Source organism: Lactobacillus sp. HBUAS51381 (genome assembly GCF_012641095.1).
Taxonomy (GTDB): Bacteria; Bacillota; Bacilli; order Lactobacillales; family Lactobacillaceae; genus Levilactobacillus.
This window is the reverse complement of the sequence record NZ_JAAVSC010000018.1, coordinates 37,397-57,230: the sequence shown is the minus strand read 5'-3', so window position 1 is coordinate 57,230 and position 19,834 is coordinate 37,397. Positions and strand designations below refer to the sequence as shown.

18 protein-coding genes and 1 pseudogene are annotated in these 19,834 nt (G+C 51.1%); 12 read left to right on the top strand and 7 right to left on the bottom strand.

What is annotated here, in order from left to right:
• Nucleotides 1–261 precede the first annotated feature (261 nt).
• The 7 genes from HEQ50_RS07645 (at nucleotide 262) to HEQ50_RS07620 (ending at nucleotide 7,007) form a co-directional block, all read left to right on the top strand.
• The gene (locus HEQ50_RS07645; protein ID WP_168899926.1) at nucleotides 262–2,895 is read left to right on the top strand and encodes a BspA family leucine-rich repeat surface protein; all 2,634 of its coding nucleotides are present in this window, start codon (nucleotides 262–264) and stop codon (nucleotides 2,893–2,895) included.
• A gap of 336 nt (nucleotides 2,896–3,231) precedes the next feature.
• Nucleotides 3,232–4,053 carry a helix-turn-helix domain-containing protein gene (locus HEQ50_RS07640; RefSeq protein WP_168899925.1) on the top strand — a complete coding sequence of 274 codons (822 nt, stop codon included), beginning with the start codon at nucleotides 3,232–3,234 and terminating at the stop codon, nucleotides 4,051–4,053.
• A 37-nt stretch (nucleotides 4,054–4,090) separates the two neighbouring features.
• Nucleotides 4,091–4,219, top strand: coding sequence for a hypothetical protein (locus HEQ50_RS12895; protein ID WP_255459872.1), 129 nt, complete (start codon nucleotides 4,091–4,093; stop codon nucleotides 4,217–4,219).
• A 233-nt stretch (nucleotides 4,220–4,452) separates the two neighbouring features.
• Nucleotides 4,453–4,749: a 30S ribosomal protein S6 gene (gene rpsF / locus HEQ50_RS07635; RefSeq protein WP_168899924.1), complete on the top strand. Its 297-nt coding sequence runs from the start codon at nucleotides 4,453–4,455 to the stop codon at nucleotides 4,747–4,749.
• 41 nt (nucleotides 4,750–4,790) lie between these two features.
• Entirely contained in the window at nucleotides 4,791–5,357 is a 567-nt protein-coding gene (gene ssb, locus HEQ50_RS07630) for a single-stranded DNA-binding protein (RefSeq protein WP_168899923.1), read from the top strand.
• A gap of 28 nt (nucleotides 5,358–5,385) precedes the next feature.
• Entirely contained in the window at nucleotides 5,386–5,622 is a 237-nt protein-coding gene (rpsR, locus tag HEQ50_RS07625) for a 30S ribosomal protein S18 (protein ID WP_011666824.1), read from the top strand.
• Between the two features lie 275 nt (nucleotides 5,623–5,897).
• Complete coding sequence (locus HEQ50_RS07620; protein WP_168899922.1) at nucleotides 5,898–7,007, top strand: glycerol dehydrogenase; 1,110 nt, start codon at nucleotides 5,898–5,900, stop codon at nucleotides 7,005–7,007.
• Between the two features lie 270 nt (nucleotides 7,008–7,277).
• On the opposite strand, the gene HEQ50_RS07615 is transcribed toward HEQ50_RS07620, so the two are convergent.
• Together HEQ50_RS07615 and HEQ50_RS07610 are read right to left on the bottom strand one after the other, a co-directional pair.
• Nucleotides 7,278–8,462 (bottom strand): amidohydrolase family protein, encoded by a 1,185-nt coding sequence (locus tag HEQ50_RS07615; RefSeq protein WP_168899921.1) that lies wholly within the window; start codon nucleotides 8,460–8,462, stop codon nucleotides 7,278–7,280.
• 219 nt (nucleotides 8,463–8,681) lie between these two features.
• Nucleotides 8,682–10,283: a peptide ABC transporter substrate-binding protein gene (locus tag HEQ50_RS07610; protein ID WP_168899920.1), complete on the bottom strand. Its 1,602-nt coding sequence runs from the start codon at nucleotides 10,281–10,283 to the stop codon at nucleotides 8,682–8,684.
• A gap of 607 nt (nucleotides 10,284–10,890) precedes the next feature.
• Between HEQ50_RS07610 and HEQ50_RS07605 the strand changes: the two genes are divergently transcribed.
• Nucleotides 10,891–11,361, top strand: coding sequence for a VOC family protein (locus HEQ50_RS07605; protein ID WP_168899919.1), 471 nt, complete (start codon nucleotides 10,891–10,893; stop codon nucleotides 11,359–11,361).
• A gap of 2 nt (nucleotides 11,362–11,363) precedes the next feature.
• On the top strand, nucleotides 11,364–11,828 hold the full coding sequence (locus HEQ50_RS07600) for a glyoxalase/bleomycin resistance/extradiol dioxygenase family protein (protein ID WP_168899918.1): 465 nt from the start codon (nucleotides 11,364–11,366) through the stop codon (nucleotides 11,826–11,828).
• 42 nt (nucleotides 11,829–11,870) lie between these two features.
• On the opposite strand, the gene HEQ50_RS07595 is transcribed toward HEQ50_RS07600, so the two are convergent.
• Nucleotides 11,871–13,103 (bottom strand): NupC/NupG family nucleoside CNT transporter, encoded by a 1,233-nt coding sequence (locus HEQ50_RS07595; protein ID WP_168899917.1) that lies wholly within the window; start codon nucleotides 13,101–13,103, stop codon nucleotides 11,871–11,873.
• 27 nt (nucleotides 13,104–13,130) lie between these two features.
• Nucleotides 13,131–14,063 carry a ribosylpyrimidine nucleosidase gene (rihB, locus tag HEQ50_RS07590; protein ID WP_168899916.1) on the bottom strand — a complete coding sequence of 311 codons (933 nt, stop codon included), beginning with the start codon at nucleotides 14,061–14,063 and terminating at the stop codon, nucleotides 13,131–13,133.
• A gap of 106 nt (nucleotides 14,064–14,169) precedes the next feature.
• On the opposite strand from rihB, the gene yeiL reads away from it, so the two are divergent.
• Nucleotides 14,170–14,853, top strand: a complete 684-nt coding sequence (gene yeiL / locus HEQ50_RS07585) for a transcriptional regulator YeiL (RefSeq protein WP_168899915.1) — start codon at nucleotides 14,170–14,172, stop codon at nucleotides 14,851–14,853.
• Nucleotides 14,854–14,905: 52 nt separating this feature from the next.
• Here the strand turns inward: yeiL and HEQ50_RS07580 are convergent, their stop codons facing one another.
• Together HEQ50_RS07580 and HEQ50_RS07575 are read right to left on the bottom strand one after the other, a co-directional pair.
• Nucleotides 14,906–15,295, bottom strand: coding sequence for a type II toxin-antitoxin system HicB family antitoxin (locus HEQ50_RS07580; protein WP_168899914.1), 390 nt, complete (start codon nucleotides 15,293–15,295; stop codon nucleotides 14,906–14,908).
• 26 nt (nucleotides 15,296–15,321) lie between these two features.
• Nucleotides 15,322–15,480 (bottom strand): annotated as a pseudogene (locus HEQ50_RS07575) (type II toxin-antitoxin system HicA family toxin); the annotation flags it as partial.
• Between the two features lie 269 nt (nucleotides 15,481–15,749).
• Here HEQ50_RS07575 and HEQ50_RS07570 point away from each other — a divergent pair.
• Nucleotides 15,750–16,580, top strand: a complete 831-nt coding sequence (locus HEQ50_RS07570; protein WP_232842709.1) for a hypothetical protein — start codon at nucleotides 15,750–15,752, stop codon at nucleotides 16,578–16,580.
• 112 nt (nucleotides 16,581–16,692) lie between these two features.
• Here the strand turns inward: HEQ50_RS07570 and HEQ50_RS07565 are convergent, their stop codons facing one another.
• The gene (locus HEQ50_RS07565; protein ID WP_168899913.1) at nucleotides 16,693–17,454 is read right to left on the bottom strand and encodes a MerR family transcriptional regulator; all 762 of its coding nucleotides are present in this window, start codon (nucleotides 17,452–17,454) and stop codon (nucleotides 16,693–16,695) included.
• Nucleotides 17,455–17,751: 297 nt separating this feature from the next.
• Between HEQ50_RS07565 and HEQ50_RS07560 the strand changes: the two genes are divergently transcribed.
• Nucleotides 17,752–19,767, top strand: a complete 2,016-nt coding sequence (locus tag HEQ50_RS07560; protein WP_168899912.1) for a DHH family phosphoesterase — start codon at nucleotides 17,752–17,754, stop codon at nucleotides 19,765–19,767.
• Nucleotides 19,768–19,834 lie beyond the last annotated feature (67 nt).

Sequence of the window (19,834 nt, the reverse complement as noted above, 5' to 3'; positions counted from 1 at the left end):
AAGGATTCATCTAGTATTCGGAATCAAAAAGGTTGCCTAATCACAATGCGATTAGGCAACCCTATACAGCAGATTACCAACAACAGTTGACAAAGAGCCTCATTGCCTTAGGGGAATGGCTAGTTTTTTTGCGACCAATTAAACATGGCCTGAATATAATTTAATTTGTAAATGGTTTTAATAGACATTGAAATTGACGACAGGTATACTCGGTCTAGACCAGAATTGTTCGATGATGTTAGGTAGCTGGAGGAGGAAATCTTGAAAACGCAGTATTTACCTCAAATGCGATCACGGGTAGCCATTCGGCTTGGAATTGGTCTTATTGTCGGACTAGCGGCAGTTGGGACGATGTCAGTCACCTCACCGGTTCGGGCCCAGACAACGGCTCCCATCAAACCACCGGTCGGCGTTGAACGTGATGACAGTCAGGCGCAAAGTGGGACCTGGGGAACCAGTCAATGGTCACTACAGGATGGTGTCCTCACGATTGGGGCTGGGGAACTGAACAGAACGGAAACCTGGCGTAAATATGCTGATCAAATTCAGGAAATTCGGATTACTGGCCGGGTTGTTTTGCCCGAGCAAAGCTATGATTTATTCAGTGAGCTTAAGCAGTTGCGCCGATTCACCGGAACGGACCTGATGGACACGCATCAAGTGACCAACATGACGTCGATGTTTGAATCTGATGAACAACTGGAAGCTTTGGATTTGCACACTTGGGATGTCCACCAGGTCACAATCATGCGGGGAATGTTTGCCTGGACCGAAAACTTACGGGACCTACGCGTGGGGCCTTGGGATACCTCTAATGTTGAAACGATGGATAGTTTATTCATGTATTGTGGCGCCACACGATTGGATATACGTCACTGGGTCGTGAATAAGGTCACGTCACTGAATAGTGCCTTCTACTCGATGTACAACTTAACGTCGCTTGACCTTACGGATTGGCAGACGGATGAGGTCACGTCGATGTCGTGGATGTTTTGTGAGGACCACAATTTGACGGACTTGCGTCTGGGAGATGGTTGGAATACAAGTCAAGTGACAGACATGACGAATATGTTTTCGGGATCTGGCCTAATCTCACTCGATTTGCGGTCGTGGGACGTCAGCAAGGTGACGACGATGGATGGCATGTTTTGGCGTTGTTATAGTTTAACCACGTTAGAGGTCAACGGGTGGCAGACAGGCAACGTTCAAAACATGTCGAAGATGTTTCGCTACGTTCCGGCGCAGAACCTGGCAGTGGCAAACTGGGATGTCAGTCAGGTGACGAAGATGGATCAAATGTTTGCCCAAACGGGCGTTCAAACGCTTGATCTGCATCGCTGGAACGTGCGTAAGATGGTCAATTTTGAGCAGATGTTTGCTCGGAGTCAAGCGCGCGTCATCAACCTCAGTGGCTGGCAAACCTCACATGCGGGCAGTATGCAGAAGATGTTTTACGCATCGCAGGCACGGGTTCTCGATTTGTCTGGTTTTGATATGTCACGGTTAGATTATGGCAGTGGAGACGGTTTCTACTGGAGCGATGGCCGCGTTGAGCTCATGTTGGCGGCGATGCCTAATCTGAAGGTTTTATATTTGGGACCTAAGACGCTTTTAAAGGATGCCAACCACTATACCGTCGGCTTAGGATTAGGGACGGATGAGGTTCCTAACAAGGCCAATTGGCATGCTGTGGGCAACGGAACCGTGACTCAGCCACAGGGGCCCGTCTTGAGCAGTCAAGCCTTAGAAGAAACGTACACCCCTGCAATGGCGGGGGCGTACGTGCGTGAGATTCCAGCAGAACCGGTCACCATCAATTATCGTGATTTGGCCACGGATGAGGTGATCCACCCGCAGAAGACGTTGTCGGGCAATGTTGGTGCGGTATTTGAAATTAACCCGACCCTAGACGGTTATCAGTATCAGTGGGCAACGCGGGCCTTAACGGGAACCTTTGACAACCAACCGCAGGAAGTGACCTTGTATTATCTTAAAGCGGCGGCGAATATGGGGAGTGTGACCTTTAAGTTCAAGGATAGGTCCGGTAATGATTTGCTTCCAGAGAAGACGCAGATTGGAAAGATTGGGCAAAAGTATGTGATTGAACCGCCAGAGATTCCCGGCTACCGGCTAGATCAAGAGTCACCGGTGCCATCACAGGGCATTTTCACTGAAAAACCCCAGCTCTTGACATTTTTATACTTGGAATTGGGAAAGGTTGAGGTTGATTATGTCGATGAGGAAGGTCGTATTCTGCTGCCAACGCGGACCTTTTATGATGATTGGGGCGCACCATATCAGATAGAACGCTTCTTAAGTGGTTTGGACGATGCACTAGCGGGCTATCGGTTTAAGTCAACCGAGGGCGACTATCCGGGGGATTATGGGCAATACCCGGGAGAAATCGTCTTGGTTTTCGAGCATAAATCGGATCCAGTTCCTAATCCAGACCCGGACCCTGAGCCAACGCCGGACCCAGATCCCGAGCCAACACCGGAACCAACACCGGAGCCAACGCCTGAACCAACACCCCAACCGACACCGGAGCCGACGCCAGAGCCAACACCGGAACCAACACCAGAACCAACGCCTGAACCAACACCAGAACCGGCTCCACTTCCCGAAGCGCCTGACGGCAATCCACCGCTTGAAACGGGGGATGACGGGGATTTGATCCAGGGAGGCAAGCCGGCTCGGCCAACGGCCACTCCGGTGAAGAAGAAACTACGGAAGCCCATTGTTCATCGCGGCCATACGGCGACGCATGCGCCTGCTAAGCAACAGCAACGTCGATTACCGGCGACTAGTGAAGCCAGCAATCGTGGTTGGTTGGCTATTTTAGGCGGTTTACTCCTGACTGTTGTGGGATGGCGCTGGCGTCATCGTGAACGATGACCCCTGAATGTTGTTAAATTTGACCTAGCATGCCTGAAAAGAAGATGAAAGAAGAACCGTAAAGGGAGTTGATGAAGTCATCAATTCTCTTTTTTTACAATCACGCACTTATCAGCAATGGATGTATATTGGCACTGTTAATATTATTTAATCTGAACCGACTAGATATTCACATAAACGCTTAATATAAAAGGAATTATAAGGCGTCCACTTCTTTTATTTAAATAATTGTATATAGTTAAATGTGTTTACTTTAATCGGTGGGTTTGGTAAACTCAAAGCAACAACGGACATTGCGCTAATTTGTCCGATTGGCTAGGAGGATTTGAAGCGGTCATGGCAATCACCACCACGGATTTTGCGACAGCAGTATTGCGCTTAGGACGATATCTACAGGCACGGCGACAAGCCTTAAATCTATCGCAGGCCGCATTAGCAGCGGGTATTTGCGCACAGACGCAGATCAATCGCATTGAACAGGGACAACAGGTGCCCGATGCGACACTGCTAACCCGGTTATGTACGCGCCTGCACTTGCCACTGGGCCAACTGCTCAAGGAAAATTACCCGATTCGGCGATTACCGACTGTTAGCCGTAAGATTCATCGCTTAAGCGATCACCAGCAGTATGGGGCCCTCATGACCTATTTAGACCAGCCACAGCACCTACAAGCGCTGAACACGGATGAAGACCTTAAAACTTACTATTACTACTACGGTTACGCGACGTATCAGGCGACTCATGATTCAGCGACGGCATTGCAACGGATTCGTACGGCGTTGACGATGATGCTCCCGCAACGACCGCGGCGGTATCGAACGCTAGAGCTATTGTTGTTGGCCGTAGAAAATGAAATCCAGGTAACCACGACGCAGCAGGCGGACTTTCGTGGTTTTGAACGGGTTGTGCAAATTATTCGTGAGGAGCGCTTAATCGACCCGCAGGACAATGTGTGCGCCATCTTTTATCAGTACGCGCGGGCCTGTCTGCATTTAGGACAACCCGAACGTGCTTTACCCATCCTTCTCGAAGGCATTGATTGGGCGGTCGCGCATCGTTCACATTACCTCTTAGCGGATGACTATTATCTACTCGTGCAAATCTATGCGGGTTTAAGCCAACGGCCTCATGTGCGGCCCAGCAAGCTTCTGACATAGAAGGTCAACTTAAATCGTCTGTCAGGGGGAATGACCAATGATGAGTGAATGGGTGGCCATTCAAGAAACGCTCTTTTTAAGGCATGATGGGCTACGGGAAACACCGCCAATGTCTGCGACGCCGGCGGTCGATGGAACGCGGCCAATTAGTCACGATCAGCGTTAAATGCCTATCACAACCAATTTTTTAAATTAATTTGGAAAAATAAAAAACAGATGCCGACATTTTGCGGAGTTAAGTCATGTAGCGTAAGGCAGCACCCGTCGGTCGGCCCCGATTTGCGTAACCAAATGATTTATGCTATACTACTAGCTTGTGAGTATCTGGCTTTCGCTAGAGTCTCTCCTTGCTTCCGCATTGCAGCGGGGGCCTGAAGTCCATAAGGAGGTGTAACATTCATGGAAACTACTAAATACGAAATTACCTACATCATTCGTCCAGACCTTGACGATGCCGCAAAGACCGCTTTGGTTGAACGCTTCGACAAGTTGCTTAAGGATAACGGTGCCGACATCCTTGACTCAAAGGATTGGTCCAAGCGTCGTTTTGCTTACGAAATTGGCGGTTTTAACGAAGGTATCTACCACGTTATTACGTTAAACGCTAATGACGATACAGCATTAAACGAATTTGACCGTTTATCCAAGATCAATGACAGCATCTTACGTCACATGATCGTTAAGCGCGAAGATTAATTTGACTTTAAACTTTTAAATTTGAGAGGAGTTATTCAGCAATGATCAACCGAGTAGTACTAACTGGCCGACTGACACGGGATGTTGACTTACGATACACCCAAGGCGGTGCTGCTGTTGCCACGTTTACCTTGGCCGTTGATCGGCGGTTCACCAACAAATCTGGTGAACGGGAAGCTGATTTCGTCAGTTGCGTCATCTGGCGCAAGTCCGCGGAAAACTTTGCGAACTTCTTCCACAAGGGTTCCCTTGTCGGTATTGAAGGTCGGATTCAAACCCGGAATTACGAAAATCAACAGGGCCAACGCGTTTATGTCACCGAAGTTGTTGTCGAGGACTTTTCGTTCCTCGAACCACGTTCTCGTAACGCGAACAACAACGCCGGTAACAATAACTACGGCGGTAACCCAGCGAATAATGCTCCTCAACAGAATCAGAATCAAAATGCCAATCCATTTACGAGTGGGAACCCGTCCTCGACGGCCCCAGCGCAAAATCAGAATCCGGCAGCAAACAACAACGGCAACAATGCTGGGAATAACTCGGCTGATCCGTTCGCGAATACTGGCGATTCAATTGACATTTCCGATGATGATTTACCGTTCTAAACACTAAAATACGAGGAGGGAATTTCTCATGGCAGGACAACGTCGTGGCGGCCGTCGCCGTCGTAAGGTTGACTTTATTGCAGCCAACCACATCGAATACATTGATTACAAGGATACTGACTTATTACGTCGGTTCATCTCCGAACGGGGTAAGATTTTACCACGCCGGGTAACTGGTACTAGTGCCAAGAACCAACGGAAGTTAACTATTGCTATCAAGCGTTCACGGATCATGGGCTTAATGCCATTCGTTAGCGAAGAGTAGTCGATTAAGAACTGACACTTTGGTGTTGGTTCTTTTTTTTTCGACAATTATCCTCCGCCAGCGCCATGTTGAAGGGCATGGTCTACTTTTTTATGGTAGGACGAATTGTCAAACAAACACGCGACGGGAAGCAGTGAAATTAACTGCATTCTGTCGCGTGTTTGTTAGTTACGGTCAAACACTACCCTAACGCCAAATTAAAGATGTATTTGGCTTAGCTTATGGTTGGATTTCAGTAGACTGAAGGTATCAACTTAGTATTGGAGGTCTAGGAAATGATTACTGCTTTTGCAAGTCCCGCAACGTACGTTCAGGGAACTCGGTTACTGCCTCACGCCGCCCGGTATATTGCGCCGTTTGGGGATCACGGGCTCATGATTGCGGATGATGTGGTTTGGGAATTAGTTGGGAGCCAGTTCTACCGCTATTTAACAGCGGATGGATTAAAGATTGAACATGTTCATTTTAAGGGTGAAAGTTCGCCGGAAGAGATTGCCCGGATTCAGGCCATCGGGCAGCAACAGGATGCGCGGTTCGTCATTGCCCTGGGTGGTGGCAAGACCAACGACACGACCAAGGCGGTTGGCGACAAGCTTCACGTTCCGGTCGTAATCGTGCCCACGCTGGCCTCTAACGATTCGCCTTGTACACGGTTGAGTGTTCTCTATTCGGCTAACGGGGAGTTTCTCAAGTATCAATTCTATGATAAGAACCCGGACCTGGTGTTGGTCGATTCGACCGTGATTGCCGGTGCCCCGGTTCGCTTCCTGATTGATGGCATTGCCGATGCCCTGTCGACCAACGTTGAGGCCCAGACCATCGCCCGGGCCCGGACGACGACGTTACTGCCTTTACAGACGGGACAGACGGCGGCGGGCCTCGCGCTAGCCGAGAAATGCGAAGCGCTTCTCTTTAAATACACGCATCAGGCGGTGGCCGCAGCCAGTAATCACGTGGAAACGCCAGCCCTGGGGCACATCATTGAGGCCAATATTCTCTTGAGCGGGGTCGGTGCCGAAAGTTCTGGCCTAGCCGCAGCGCACAGCTTTCAAAATGGCTTGACGGCGTTATCGGGAGATGTTCACCGACTCTCACACGGGCAGAAGGTGGCCTTTGGGACGCTGGTTAATCTGGTTCTCGAGGGCGCCAGCGATGCTAAATATCAGCGCTATCTGGACTTTGAAGCCGACTTGGGTCTGCCTACCACGCTGGCAGACCTGCATTTGGACGAAGCGACCGATGATGAGCTGATGCAGGTGGCCAAACTCACCACGCAGCCGGGAGAAACCATTCATAACATGGGATTCGCCGTAACCGCACGCGATGTGTTCTGCGCGATCAAAGCCACGGATGAACTATCGCGTCAGCTATTGCGTCAATATTGAGCTATAATCCCGGCCTTACCTGACTTAGAGCGCTCATTAAGTACGTTTATTCAAGTTGGCCTTTAGTCGAGGACCTTCTGCTCCACGCGGGCTAGGACAGCTTAAGAACTGAGGAAGTCTTCCTCAGTTTAACGAAAACAGAATCAATGTCAAATGGTAAATCGTTAATATAACGAAATAAATATTTGGCGGTCACCAGACCGCAAAAAAACGCAGTGCAAGCGCACCAGGGGTCGGATCCCGTGTGCCTGCACTGCATTTTAACGTGAGTTAGAATTCCCGGTGACCGCCCAAGTAGACCTGCTTATCGGCCTGAACAACGGCGGCAGTGTCGGCCAGTGGATCGGTCTTCAGCACCTGGAAATCGGCGAATTTTCCAACCTCAAGCGTCCCGTATTCCTGATCCACGCCCATCAGCGCGGCGGAATTTAACGTGGAACACTGGTAGGCCTGTGCGGGAGTCATCCCCAGTTTCGTCAGCAGGCCAAACTCCTCGGGGGTCAGGTCAAAGCCGTTGAAGGGGGTGCCGGCGTCGGTTCCACAGGTGAATTTGACACCGAGCTGGAAGGCTCGTCGCATGTTGACGTAGGTGTCATCCAGCGCATCGGCGGCCTTCTTGACCTCCCAGTCGGGCAATACGCCGGGGCCTTGTTCGGGGATGACCCATTCGGCGATCAGTGTCGGCGTGAGGTAGGTGCCCTGCTTGACCATCTGCTTGGCCTCGTCCTCGGTGACGTAGAAACCGTGTTCCACGGAGTCTACGCCGGCATCCAGGGCATTTTGAATCCCCGGATTCCCCTCGGCATGCGCGGCCACAACCCGCCGCTTGTGATGGGCCTCTTCCACGGCGACGTGCATTTCGGCCACGGAGAGTTGTGCATCCTCCATGAAATCGTTGGGGGTCATGACGCCACCGGTTGCCATGACCTTGATGCTTTCCGCCCCGTTCTTAAAGGCGGTGCGGACGGCCTTGCGCATCTCATCTGGAGAATCGACCGCGTGTCCGCCGTGAGGGGAATCACCGTGGCCGCCAGTCATCGAGAAGGCCTTGCCGGAGGTTAACATGTGTGGCGTGTGGGGAAGTTGGCCGGTTTTTTGAAGCTTCTTGAGCTTGATGTCGGCATCGTAGCCGGTCCCACATCCCCGAACGTAGGTGACACCGGACTTGAGCAAGGTTTGCAGGTTGGTGAAGGCGAGGACGCCGGCTTCGGCTTCGGAAGCTTCCTTACCCTGTAGTTCCTGCGGATTGGCAGTGACGTGGACGTGAACGTTCATGAAGCCCGGCATGACGTATTGTCCATTGAGATCAACGCTGGAGTCGGCGGTTGCGGGCGTGCCCTGCCCGCGGTCGACTAATTTGCCGGAATCGTTATCGACGGTGAACCAGGCGTTGGCCTGGTTCTGGTCGTTGGTGCCATCGAATAAGGTGAAATTAAAGAAAGTGGTTTTGGTCATATGAATTCCTCCTGATTATCTAGGTTGTGAATTGATAAGAAATCGCGTCTGGTGGTGCGCCGCACAGACCGAATCTCGCGGGAGACCGCTCACCGGTGAGAACATTTGAGGATGTCAGATCGTGGTGAGGGCTTCGGGAGAAGGGGTACGGGCGGCGTGGACCTGAAAAATAGCGTGCTTCTGAACGGTGTCATTTAAAAGTTGCGGGTCGCAACCACGTTATTTCCAGTAGGCGTAGCGATACTGGGCGGCGTGTAACAGGGTATCTTTCAATCCCCCAACATCCTTGCTGACCAGTTTGGCTTGGGACGGTTGATACAGGGGGATGTACCCCTTGACGGCCATGAGCCGTTGGTTGGCGTCCATCAGCGTGTTGTAACGGGTCAGGCCGGTTTGCGTCTCGGCTTTGGCGAGCAGTTGGTTGAAGGTGGCATCATTCCAGCCGGTGAAGTTTACGGTGTTGTCCTTGGCTGCCAAGTTGAGGAAGTCGGAAGCATCGAGTAAGTTGGTGGACCAGCCCGTCAGATTCAGTTCAAATGTGCCGGCGAAGTCTCGAGCCACGTGTTGGGCGTGGGGAATCGAGGTCGTGGTGACGGTGAGCCCCTTGAAGTTCTTCTCCATCACGGACTGTAGGTAGGCGCCCACGTGTTTGTCGTCATCGGTATCGTCGGTCAGTAGGTTCAAGGTGACCTTGGTCTTGCCGGTGGTCTTTAAGTATTTGGCCCAATAGGTCTTGGCCTTGGCCACGTCGGTCGGCAAGAGGTTGCCTAATTGGCTGGCCATGTCCTCTCCCGTCTTCGGGTTGGCTTGGTCGCCGCGGGGAACGGCGCTGAGCGCGGCCTTGGACCCGTCTTGAAGCACCTTGCTGGCTAAGGTTTGCCGGTTCGTGACGTAGGAGATGGCTTGGCGGAGATCCTCGGAGTTCGTTGCGGCCTTCTTGCTGTTGACGTAGAGGTATTGCAACCGCCCCTGTAACGTCTTATGAAGTTCTTTATTGTTGGCGTTAGCGCGGACGTATTGCCCGCTGACCGTGGTTTCTTGGACCTTACCACTCTTAAACAAGGTGGCGGCGGTGCTTTCATCCTTGGTGACCGCGACCTTCACCTTCTTGATCTTGACGTTCTTGGCGTCCCAGTAGTGGGTGTTCTTGACATAGGTCCACGATGAATTGCTCCCGGTCCAGCCGACCAGCTTGTAGGCGCCGTTACTCATGGTCTTAGTCGCGTTGGTGCCGTACTTTTGACCGTATTTCTTCACGGTGACGGTGTTCAAGGGATAGTAGTCGGAAACGAGATCGTTAAAGTAGGGCACGGCTTTACTCAGGGTGATTTGAAGCTTAGTTTTACTCAGGGCCTTAACGCCAAAGGTGGAGGGATCAGCCTTGCCGTTCTGGATGGCCGCGTACCCTTTAATGGCGGACAGCTTGTTGGCGTACTGGGCCTTGGTCTTCGGGTCGACCCAGCGGCGGAGTGAGGTCACGAAATCCTGAGCGGTGACTTCCTGGCCATTGGCCCATTTGGCCGTCTTCCGCAGGTTGAAGGTATAGGTTTTGCCGTTGTTGGTAGGTTGGACGACTTTGGTGGCGACGCCCGCGACAATTTTACCGTTTTGATCGTACGTATAGAGGCCTTCCATGGTTTGAGAAATGACGCTACCACTATTGGTATCGGTGGCCTTGTTGGGATCGGCCGTGGCCGGTTCGCTCGGTAGGGTGACGTTTAAAGTGCGGTTCTTGGTGGTGTTACCGGCAGCGCTGCCGCAGCCACTCAGGGTGACGAGTAAGAGTAGGACTAACGGCGCGGTTAAAGCAAGATGTTTCATCGAAAAACCTCCTAGAATACCAAATGATTAGAAAATACCTGAGAATAAAAAATGCGCCCCTACGGAAAAAACTCTCCGTAAGGGCGCAATCTGCACGGTACCACCTTATTTTTGCTACTCAAAAAGTAGCACTAGCCATGAACGGCGAGCTTCCTAGAGGGACGTTCCCAGAGTCTAGGATCTACTGGGAGATCGAACCACACTCGCGATTCACTGCATTGATAACGGTTGCGGCCGGTATAGACTTACTTTAATTTCAGCAAACAGCTCCGAAGGGATGTTCGCGCTGGCGACCTTGACCCGCTTGCACTAAACCGGGTTCGCTAACAAGGGATAGCTGGCGTTACTGGACTTCATCATCACTTTTTAATTTTCTAATCATTTGTTAATAATTGCTAGTTTAGCACGGGAATTTAGAAAGTCAACCGGGAATTTAAAATTAAATTGGTCACGGTCGACCATTTTGACGAGACACCTTATGGTAGTGTTTCACATGAAACATTTTTTGTGTGGGTCGCGGTTGGCCGATCGTTGAGGGTAAACACTACCGTTGTCCTCGCAATCTTGGTACACTTAGGCTATTCAAATTTGAGGAGATGTTTTGACCATGCAAACCCGTGCTGTTCCGTACTTTGCCTTTGATCGCGCAAAAGAAGCCATTGCCTATTACGAACGCGTTTTTGGGGCCACCGATAGCTATCGGCTGGCGCCGCAACCAGAACAAGCTAAATTATTTGGCCTACCGACGGATGGGGACTTAACCACGATGACCATGCACGCCGGTTTTACCGTGTTGGGGGTGCGAATTGAATGCGCAGACGCCTTCCAGGGCCACCAGGAACCGTCAGGCCAAGTGGCGGTGATGCTCGACATTAATGGGGATGATCCGGTGAGTGTTCAGGCGGCGGATGACTTCTACCAACGGTTAGTCGATTCCGGCGAGGTGACCATTGATATGCCGTTTGCGACCCAGTTTTGGGGCGACAAGATGGGCCACATCACGGATAAGTATGGGATCTCGTGGATGCTGAGCGTCTCTTCTTGGCAACAGGACTTGGCCCAGACGACGGGGGACTAGCCATGCAATCACGCTTAATTCCTAGCATTTCCTTTGAGAATACCAAGGCGGCGTTGGCCTACTACCAAATGGTCTTTGGAGCGACTGATATTTATCGGTTCAGCCCGGATGCGGCGCAGGCTAAACAGTTTGGTCTGCCAGCGGGAATTAATCTCGACGACCTCACCATTCACGCGGGCTTTAGTGTCTTGGGGACGAGTCTGCAGTGTGCCGATGCCTTTGGCAATCAAGTGACACCTACGACACAGATTGATTTGATTTTGGATATTAATGCAGATGACCCGGCGAGTGCCCAAGTCGCCGAGGACTTCTACCAGCGGGTCAGTGCTTCCGGAACCGTGACGATTGATCGGCCGTTTGAGACGCAGTTTTGGGGTGGTAAGCTGGGCCACTTTACGGATAAATACGGCGTTTCGTGGCTGTTACACGTGATGCCCTGGAGCCAGATTAAAGATCCGAATGCCTAATCAAAAATGGTCGTCGTTGAAAAACGGCGGCCATTTTAAGGCTTACCACACGAACAGGCCAACGATACCGGCGGATAGTAGAGAAACCAGAATCCCCGATAACAGCATGTAGCCCACGTTCTTGGCAATTAAATCATTCTTTTCTTTATCAACGAGTCCCTTGAAGGCGCCAATGATCATTCCCGTTGTCCCAAAATTGGCGAACGACGTCAGGAAGACCGTTAAGACGGCGCGTAAATGGGGCGTATAGCCGTTAATGACATGGCCGGCGACTTTGCCCATGACCACGAACTCGTTGGTGACCAGCTTGAGCCCCATATCCTGTGATAGGAGCCAGGCTTGATGAACCGGGAATCCCAGCAACCAAGCAAAGGGGAACATGATGACTCCTAGAATACTTTCGAGTGAAAGGGGCTTCCAGATCAGGGCCAACAATTTATCGGCCAGCGCGGCGAGGGCCACGAAGGCAATGACGTTGGCCACAATGATTAACGTCAAGCGTCCGGCAGTCAGAATTGAATCGCCCAGAAATGAGAAGAACGGTTCGCGTTTGCCGTCGCTGTCTTGGCCCTCAGCCCCAACCTTAGCGATCGTATCCTCTGCGGGGGCGACCTGAACGGGATTCAATAGGTTGGTGATGATGATGGCGTTAATCACGTTGATTGGAACGGCGGTCAGGACGAATTGACCGGGGACCATCTGCGTGTAGGCCCCCAGAATAGAAGCGGTAACACAGCTCATGGACATCATGGCTAGTGTTAAATTTCGTTCGGCCCGCATTTGCCGAAGCTGAATTCCGGAAATTGCTAAAACCTCGGTATTTCCCAGAAACATCATCTCAACTGCGAAGAATGACTCAAACCGAGGCTGGCCCGTAATGAAAGATAGGCCGCGGCCAATCCATTTGATAATCCAAGGCAAGACACCAATATACGTTAGAATATCGAAGAGGGGCACAATCATCAGAACAGGGAGGAGTGCGCTGGTAATGAAGTTCATGGAGCCCGCGGTTCCCCCAAATGCCGGCGTCACCCAGTTGGGTAGGGCGAAGACGATTCCTTGGTAGGAGACCTCCACCAACCAGTTAAAGCCATCGGCCGCAGCCTTCACGGCATCCTGGCCGACACTAAAGCTGGTGAAGAACCAGGCCAGGATTAGGTTTAGGGCCAACATGATGCCAATTGACCGCCAATGAATATGCTGTTTATTTTTGGAGAAGAGGAAGCCAATGGCCAGAAAGACCCCCACCCCCACAGCATTGATTGCTAAGTACATGGTTCTATCCCCTTTATCTAGTGATGACTATGCGTACATCCGAATACAGTGTTCGACGAGATCAAAGAAGCCCGCCGTATCGATACCTTTGCCGACCTTGGCATTAGCGGGTTGCCCCAAGACAGCGTTCTCGTCACAGACCGTGCGGCCATATGAGGGGCCCCGGTTGATATCGACTTCGACGAACATGTCCTGCAAGTCGAAGAGCTCGGGAGCAATCAAATAACCAATCGTCGTGGCATCGTGGATGGGACCAGCGGCGAGGCCGAATTCCTCAAATTGGGTCTTCAATGTGAACCGTAAGAGGTCACCGAACAACTTGCCAGCCCGGTTACCCACGGCTTCCATCCGGTCGATGATGTCGGGGGTGCAAATCGTCTGGTTGGTCAGGTCTAAGCCCATCATGACAATCGGGGCACCGGATTTGAAGACCACGTGAGCGGCCTCGGGATCGGCGAAGATGTTGAATTCAGCCGATGGTGTAAAGTTGCCAGTGCCGTAAGCCCCACCCATCAAGACGATTTCTTTAATCTTGGGGATGATTAGGGGTTCCATGCGCATTGCCGTGGCGATGTTGGTCAGAGGACCAGTCGGAACTAAGGTAATGTCGCCGGTACTAGCCATGAGGGTATCGATAATAAACCGCACGCCGTTTTCCGGTTCAGCCGTTCGATGAAGTTCTGGGAAGACAGGGCCATCCAGTCCGGTCTTGCCATGGACATTACCGGCCACGACTTGTTCACGAACCAGGGGTTGTGGCATACCGGGATAAATCTTGGTATCAATATCCAGGAGTTGCGCCACATTAAGGCCATTGCGTACCGTTTTCTTTAGCGTCTGGTTACCCGCAACAATGGTGATTCCCAGTAGATCAATATCAGGATGGGCATTAGCCATCAACATGGCAATCGCATCGTCATGCCCCGGATCGCAGTCGAGAATAATTTTTCGTTTCGTCATTTGAAAAGCCTCCTAAATTTGATGTAATCCCTTACTTACTGATTGCATTATAGCGGGGTCCTTGCTAAGGTAAGTATGAGAAATCTCATAGTGGAGGTGACTTAAATTGCGGAAAATTCAAAACGAGGTGTTGAAAAGCCAGTTAATCAAGCAATGGGGATATGACCAACAATTTTCGTTTGATGTGATGGCGGCGGCCCGGCTCGTGTTGTTTCCAGCTAAGAGTCTCCTGGTTCAGGCACCGGAACGTCCGCAAAATTTATTGTATCTGGTGAAGGGGAAGACAAAACTTTATGATACGCAGGCGAATGGTAAGGTGACACTGATTGATTTTTTCACGCCACCGTGTTTTATCGGTGAAATGGAACTGTTAGACCCAGCTAGTTCATCGTTTACAGTTCAAGCCATTGAAGACTGTTGGTGCCTAGCACTCCCGATGGCTGATTATCGAGAAAAATTATTACACGATACGACTTTTTTGCGGTGTGTTGGTCAGTATCTGGGACGGAAGAACGCCCGGAATATTCAGACGTTCTCGCAGAATCAAGCGTTTACCTTGGCCCAACGCCTAGCTGGTTTTATCTTATTGACGGCGAACCAGGATATCTACGAGGAAAAGCACACGCAGGTGGCCCAATACCTAGGCGTGTCCTATCGACATCTGCTCTACGTGCTGGCGGATTTTGTTGAACAAGGGTATTTGGAAAAGGTGGGGCATCACTATCGTGTATGCACTCCCGATAAACTGGCTCAGCTGGCTCATGAAGTCTCGTGGCCGGGAACGGATTGATTCAGGATAAAGATTGGGATTGAAAAAGCCCTGAGCACATCGTTCAGGGCTTTCAGGCGTTCAACTTGTCGTGGAGGGCTTCGGTTAGAACTTCGGAAAAATTGAGACCCTGTTTTTTCCCGAGCACGTTGAGGTACTCGGGGATGGAAACGTTCTTTCTAACGATATGGGTATGATTCTGACGAAAGGCCCGCATATCCACCTCGACTAAACTCTTGATAGCGGGGGCAGTGACTGCCAAATCTTCGAAGGGGGTTGCCGCTGGAAACGTTGCTTCATCAATCAAGAGGGTGCCGATTAAATCGCGGGCCATTTCTAAGGCCTCAATGGGATCATCCCCTTGGGTCCAAGAATCGGCAAGATCCGGAATCTCAACGCTATAGCCGCCAGTATTTTCGGGGTGAAGAATGATGGGATAAATAACTTGTGTATCTTGTGTCATGAGAATGGCCTCCTTAGGGCGTGGCGCTATTTCAAGCCGGCTTGTTTGAGAATTCCCTGTTCGGTCCCCTTTTTAAGCTCATGGGGATGAATGGGGACAGGGATAGTGACATTAGTTTTAGGATTCCACATTTTAAGATGACTTGTGCCATTGTGCTGGTTGGGTTTAACAATGAATCCGTTTTGCTTGAGGAGTTTTAATCATTCCTTAGGCGTCATTGGCATTCGGGGGAACCTCTTTTTGTAAACCATTATACACAATTGTTGTGTATATAGCGATTAATGTGATTCGGTTAGCTGGAAACGCATTCACGTGGTCATTAAGTCGTTCAGGAGTCGGTTGACGCTAAACATAGATAGAGGACTTGCCATTTCGAAATAGTGGATGAGTCCAGTAGAAGTGAGTATTTCTTTTTACCGGAGAAAAGCATAGGATGGCAATAGGAGGAGATTACATGAAAAAAATACATAAATGGACACTCGCACTCGCCATCGCCTTAGTTGCCGTGGGCGGTAGCGTGACGGCACAGGCAGCCACTAAAACCAAGGCCAAGGACCTGCCACTCTACACGACCTATGTCCGAACCAAGCATGCCATGGATATTGGCGCCAAGGAGAAGACCAAGTCCGGTTACAAGACGATTCACGTGAAGAAGAATAAGTTGCTACGGGTCGACGGAATTGTCTTTTATGGCAAGTATCCGAATGCTTATACGAAGGCGACATTCACTCTCGGGGCGATTCGCTACGCGCGCTACCGCAAGATTAAATACAGCAACAAGGCCATTCGTTTTAACACGACCAACTTTACCTATGTGAAGACGCTACGGGCGCCGATCCGGGCACAGTTGCTGCGGCAGGGCAAGGGCTTCGTGATGTCCAAGACGCAGTTTAACCAGCCAACCTATTCGTCAGCACTCTACGTGACGCTGGATAATTACATTCAGACCTACACCAAGGCCCGGATGACCCAGATTGATGACAAGTGGAGCACTCGGAATGTGTACAATGACTTTGCTGAGCAAAAGCCCACGGATAGCGTGAAGATTACCAAGCTTGTGAAGAAGGGGACCAGCTACAAGATTGACTATCGGACGCCACTGAAGGGCTTTGCGGACCATAAGATTGGGCCACACCACTATCGGTTAACAATTAAGCAGGGTGGCAAGCAGTCGCAAGGTTATACGCCGGTTGATGATACCTTCGATACGGCCGCTAGCTGGACGAACTTTAAGGTTAACGGGCGCGCCTACTTTGTCGGGGATGCTGAGTGGGGATTGGATTAAGCCAAATAAGGGTTCGGGACAAAACGTCCCGAACCCTTATCTCTAGCTTCAGCCAGTTGAATGTGTGCCAACAGGCGTCAAGTTAACTAGCTAACCGTTTTCTGTCGCACACTCAGACGGCGTACCGGTCAATAATGGCGGCTAAGGTGGCCGTGGCATTCGGCAAGCCCACGCGTTGGTTGTAGTACCGAGCGAATCGGTCGTCCGCTAAATAAAGCTGGGCGAGTCCACGGTGTCTAGCCGGTGTGTAATTGTTCCACGTGAAACACAGCCATTGACGATGCAACCGATAGACGTCGTGAGCGGCAGAACTGTCCAGGTCTTGACTGGTCGTCACGATCTTTAGTTGGGCAATTAATGCGGCTTCCGTATCCTGCATAACTTGATAATCGGCTTCACTTAACGCGGCGAATTTTTGCTGGCTAGTCGTGACGGTTTCTTGGCCGTAGCGGTGCCGCGCCTCCTCACCAAATTGCTGCTCGTTTTCGGCGAGGGTTTGGTGTTTGAATGCGGCAAATTTTTCGGAATCTGTCATTTGGGGACCTCCATGACGGGCCGCTAGTGTGCGGTCCAGGGTATTTAGCAAGGCGGTCAGGTGGGTACGTTGGGCCTGCAGGCGATCGCGTTGGTCGACCAGAGCCGCCGTCTGTTCGGCGGGGGACTGCGCCAATAAGTCTTGTATCTGAGCTAACTGAAAGCCAAACGTTTGAAAGTAGCGAATCAGCTGTAGTCGATCGACGGCCGCCGCTGGATATTCACGATAACCATTCACGGCGTTGCGTTGGGCCGGTAAGAGGCCAATCTGATCGTAATAGCGCAGTGTCCGTGGACTGACACCGGCGAGTTGGGCGAGCTGCTGGATACTGTAGGTCATACCGTTTCCTTCCTTCTTGCTTAGAACTTACTATAAGGGTTTACGCAACGTCAAGGTCAAGCGACTTGCGAAAAATCAGTGTCGTTAAAGGTTGTGCCAGACAATTAAATCTTTGGTCCCCTTAAAAATCAAGATCAGGCCCGTCATGTCGCGGTTTCGTGCGGGAGGACTATTTTGTGATTAGGGGGTAATGTGATAAAATAAAGGTATTATTTGTAACTTTTTGATTCCCCCGCAACCTGCTTGCGATGTGGGAAGCAAAACCAATTTTCCCAGATGAATCAGATGAGGAGCAAAATGAAAAAATTATTTTCGCGAGCCAACATTCCCGAGTTCTTACAGAACCGGCGCCTGCGTGGCATCGCTATTATGACGGCTGCTCTGGCCATTCTTGGAATTGTTCTGTCGTTTCTACTGAACTGGATCTTCGGGATTGTGGTCCTGATCCTAGTGGGCATCGCCACGCTGATGGTCTTCAATACCATGGCGGAGATTGGCGACGACACGACGCAGTACATTTCAGATCTGTCCTTTCGGATTCAGCAGGGTGAGCAAGAGGCCCTGCTGCGAATGCCACCGGGCGTCATGATCTTAGGAGATAGTGATCAGGTGGAGTGGGTGAATCCCTACCTGCAGAACTATTTCGGTGATACCGATATTCTGAGCCGGTCGATTAATGATGTCGACGTGGAGCTGGCGCGGCTGATTAATGACGCCGAACCCAAGACCATGACGACGGTGAAGTGGCGTGACAAACGGTTTACGCTGTTTGTGGAACCGGATTTTCACGCCGTGTATCTCTATGATATTACCCATTACCAGATGATTCAGGAACAGTATGATAATGAAAAGATTGCGATTGGCCAGGTCTTCTTGGATAACTACGATGAAGTAACCCAGTCGATGACCGATCAGGATATTTCCAATCTGCGGAATTACGTGACCAATGAGCTGTCGGCCTGGGTTCAGCAGTTCGATATGTATCTGAAACAGTTGGACGATGACCACTACTTCGTCTTGGCCTATGCGAAATCATTGGCGGAGATTGAAGCCGATAAGTTTAAGATTTTGGACACGATTCGGGAGACCACGTCCAAGCAAAACTTCCCGTTGACGTTGAGTATTGGGATCGCATATGGCGACCCTAATCTGAATAAGCTGGCCGATCAAGCCCAGAGTAATCTGGACCTGGCGTTGGGCCGGGGTGGGGACCAAGTTGTCGTGAAGGCCGCCGATCAGGAAGCCCGGTATTACGGCGGGAAGACCAATCCAATGGAGAAACGGACGCGGGTCAGAGCGCGGATGATTTCCCAAGCGCTTCAAGAATTGATGAACGAATCCGACCAGATCTTCGTGCAGGGACACACCCAGCCCGATATGGACTCGCTGGGGGCTTGCCTGGGGATTCGGCGGATTGCCAAGATGAATCACAAGACCTGCTGGATTGTGCTGGACAAGGAAACCGTCCATTCCGACGTCCAACGACTGTTGGATAACCTCAAGGCCTATCCCGACATCGACGCGGCGATTATTTCACCGCAAGAAGCGTTGGAAAAGGCCACGGCGCAGAGTATGTTATTGATGGTGGACCACTCGAAGCCATCAATCTCAATCTCGGCGGACCTTTACCACCGGTTGGAAAACCGCGTGATGATTATTGACCATCACCGGCGGGGCGAAGAGTTCCCTGAGAACCCACTGTTGGTTTACATCGAACCGTACGCCAGCTCGACGTGTGAGTTAATCACCGAAATGTTTGAGTACCAGTCTCAAGAGGGCGAACCAATCAACAAGCTGGAAGCCACGGCGATGTTGACGGGGATCTTCGTGGATACCAAGCACTTCTCGTTGCGGACCGGGACCCGGACATTTGACGCGGCCAGTTACTTGCGGTCTGCCGGGGCGGACTCCATCGAGATGCAGCAGTATATGAAGGAAAACGTCGACAGCTACCTGCAACGCAACCACCTCATTGAAATGGTTGAGTTCGTTAACGAAGACATGGCCTTAATTGCTGGCGAAGAGGATCAAACCTACGATCCAGTCACGGCGGCTCAGGCGGCCGATGACCTGTTGAACATGTCCGGCGTGGACGCGTCGTTTGTCATTACGCGGCGAGCCGATGGTCGGGTGGGCATTTCCGCTCGGTCCTTAGGTGAGATTAACGTTCAGCTGGTCATGGAAGACATGGGTGGCGGGGGTCATCTTTCCAATGCCGCCACGCAGATCAGTGATAAATCGGTCGCGGAGGTTAAACAGCAGTTGCTGGATATTCTGAATCCGACCGAGGCGCCCGTTGACGCGGCCAAATAGTTAATTGCTTCTGGCTGCGTTTCGGCGTAGGATTAAAGTTAAGCATGAATTATAAGTGAGGAGTGAC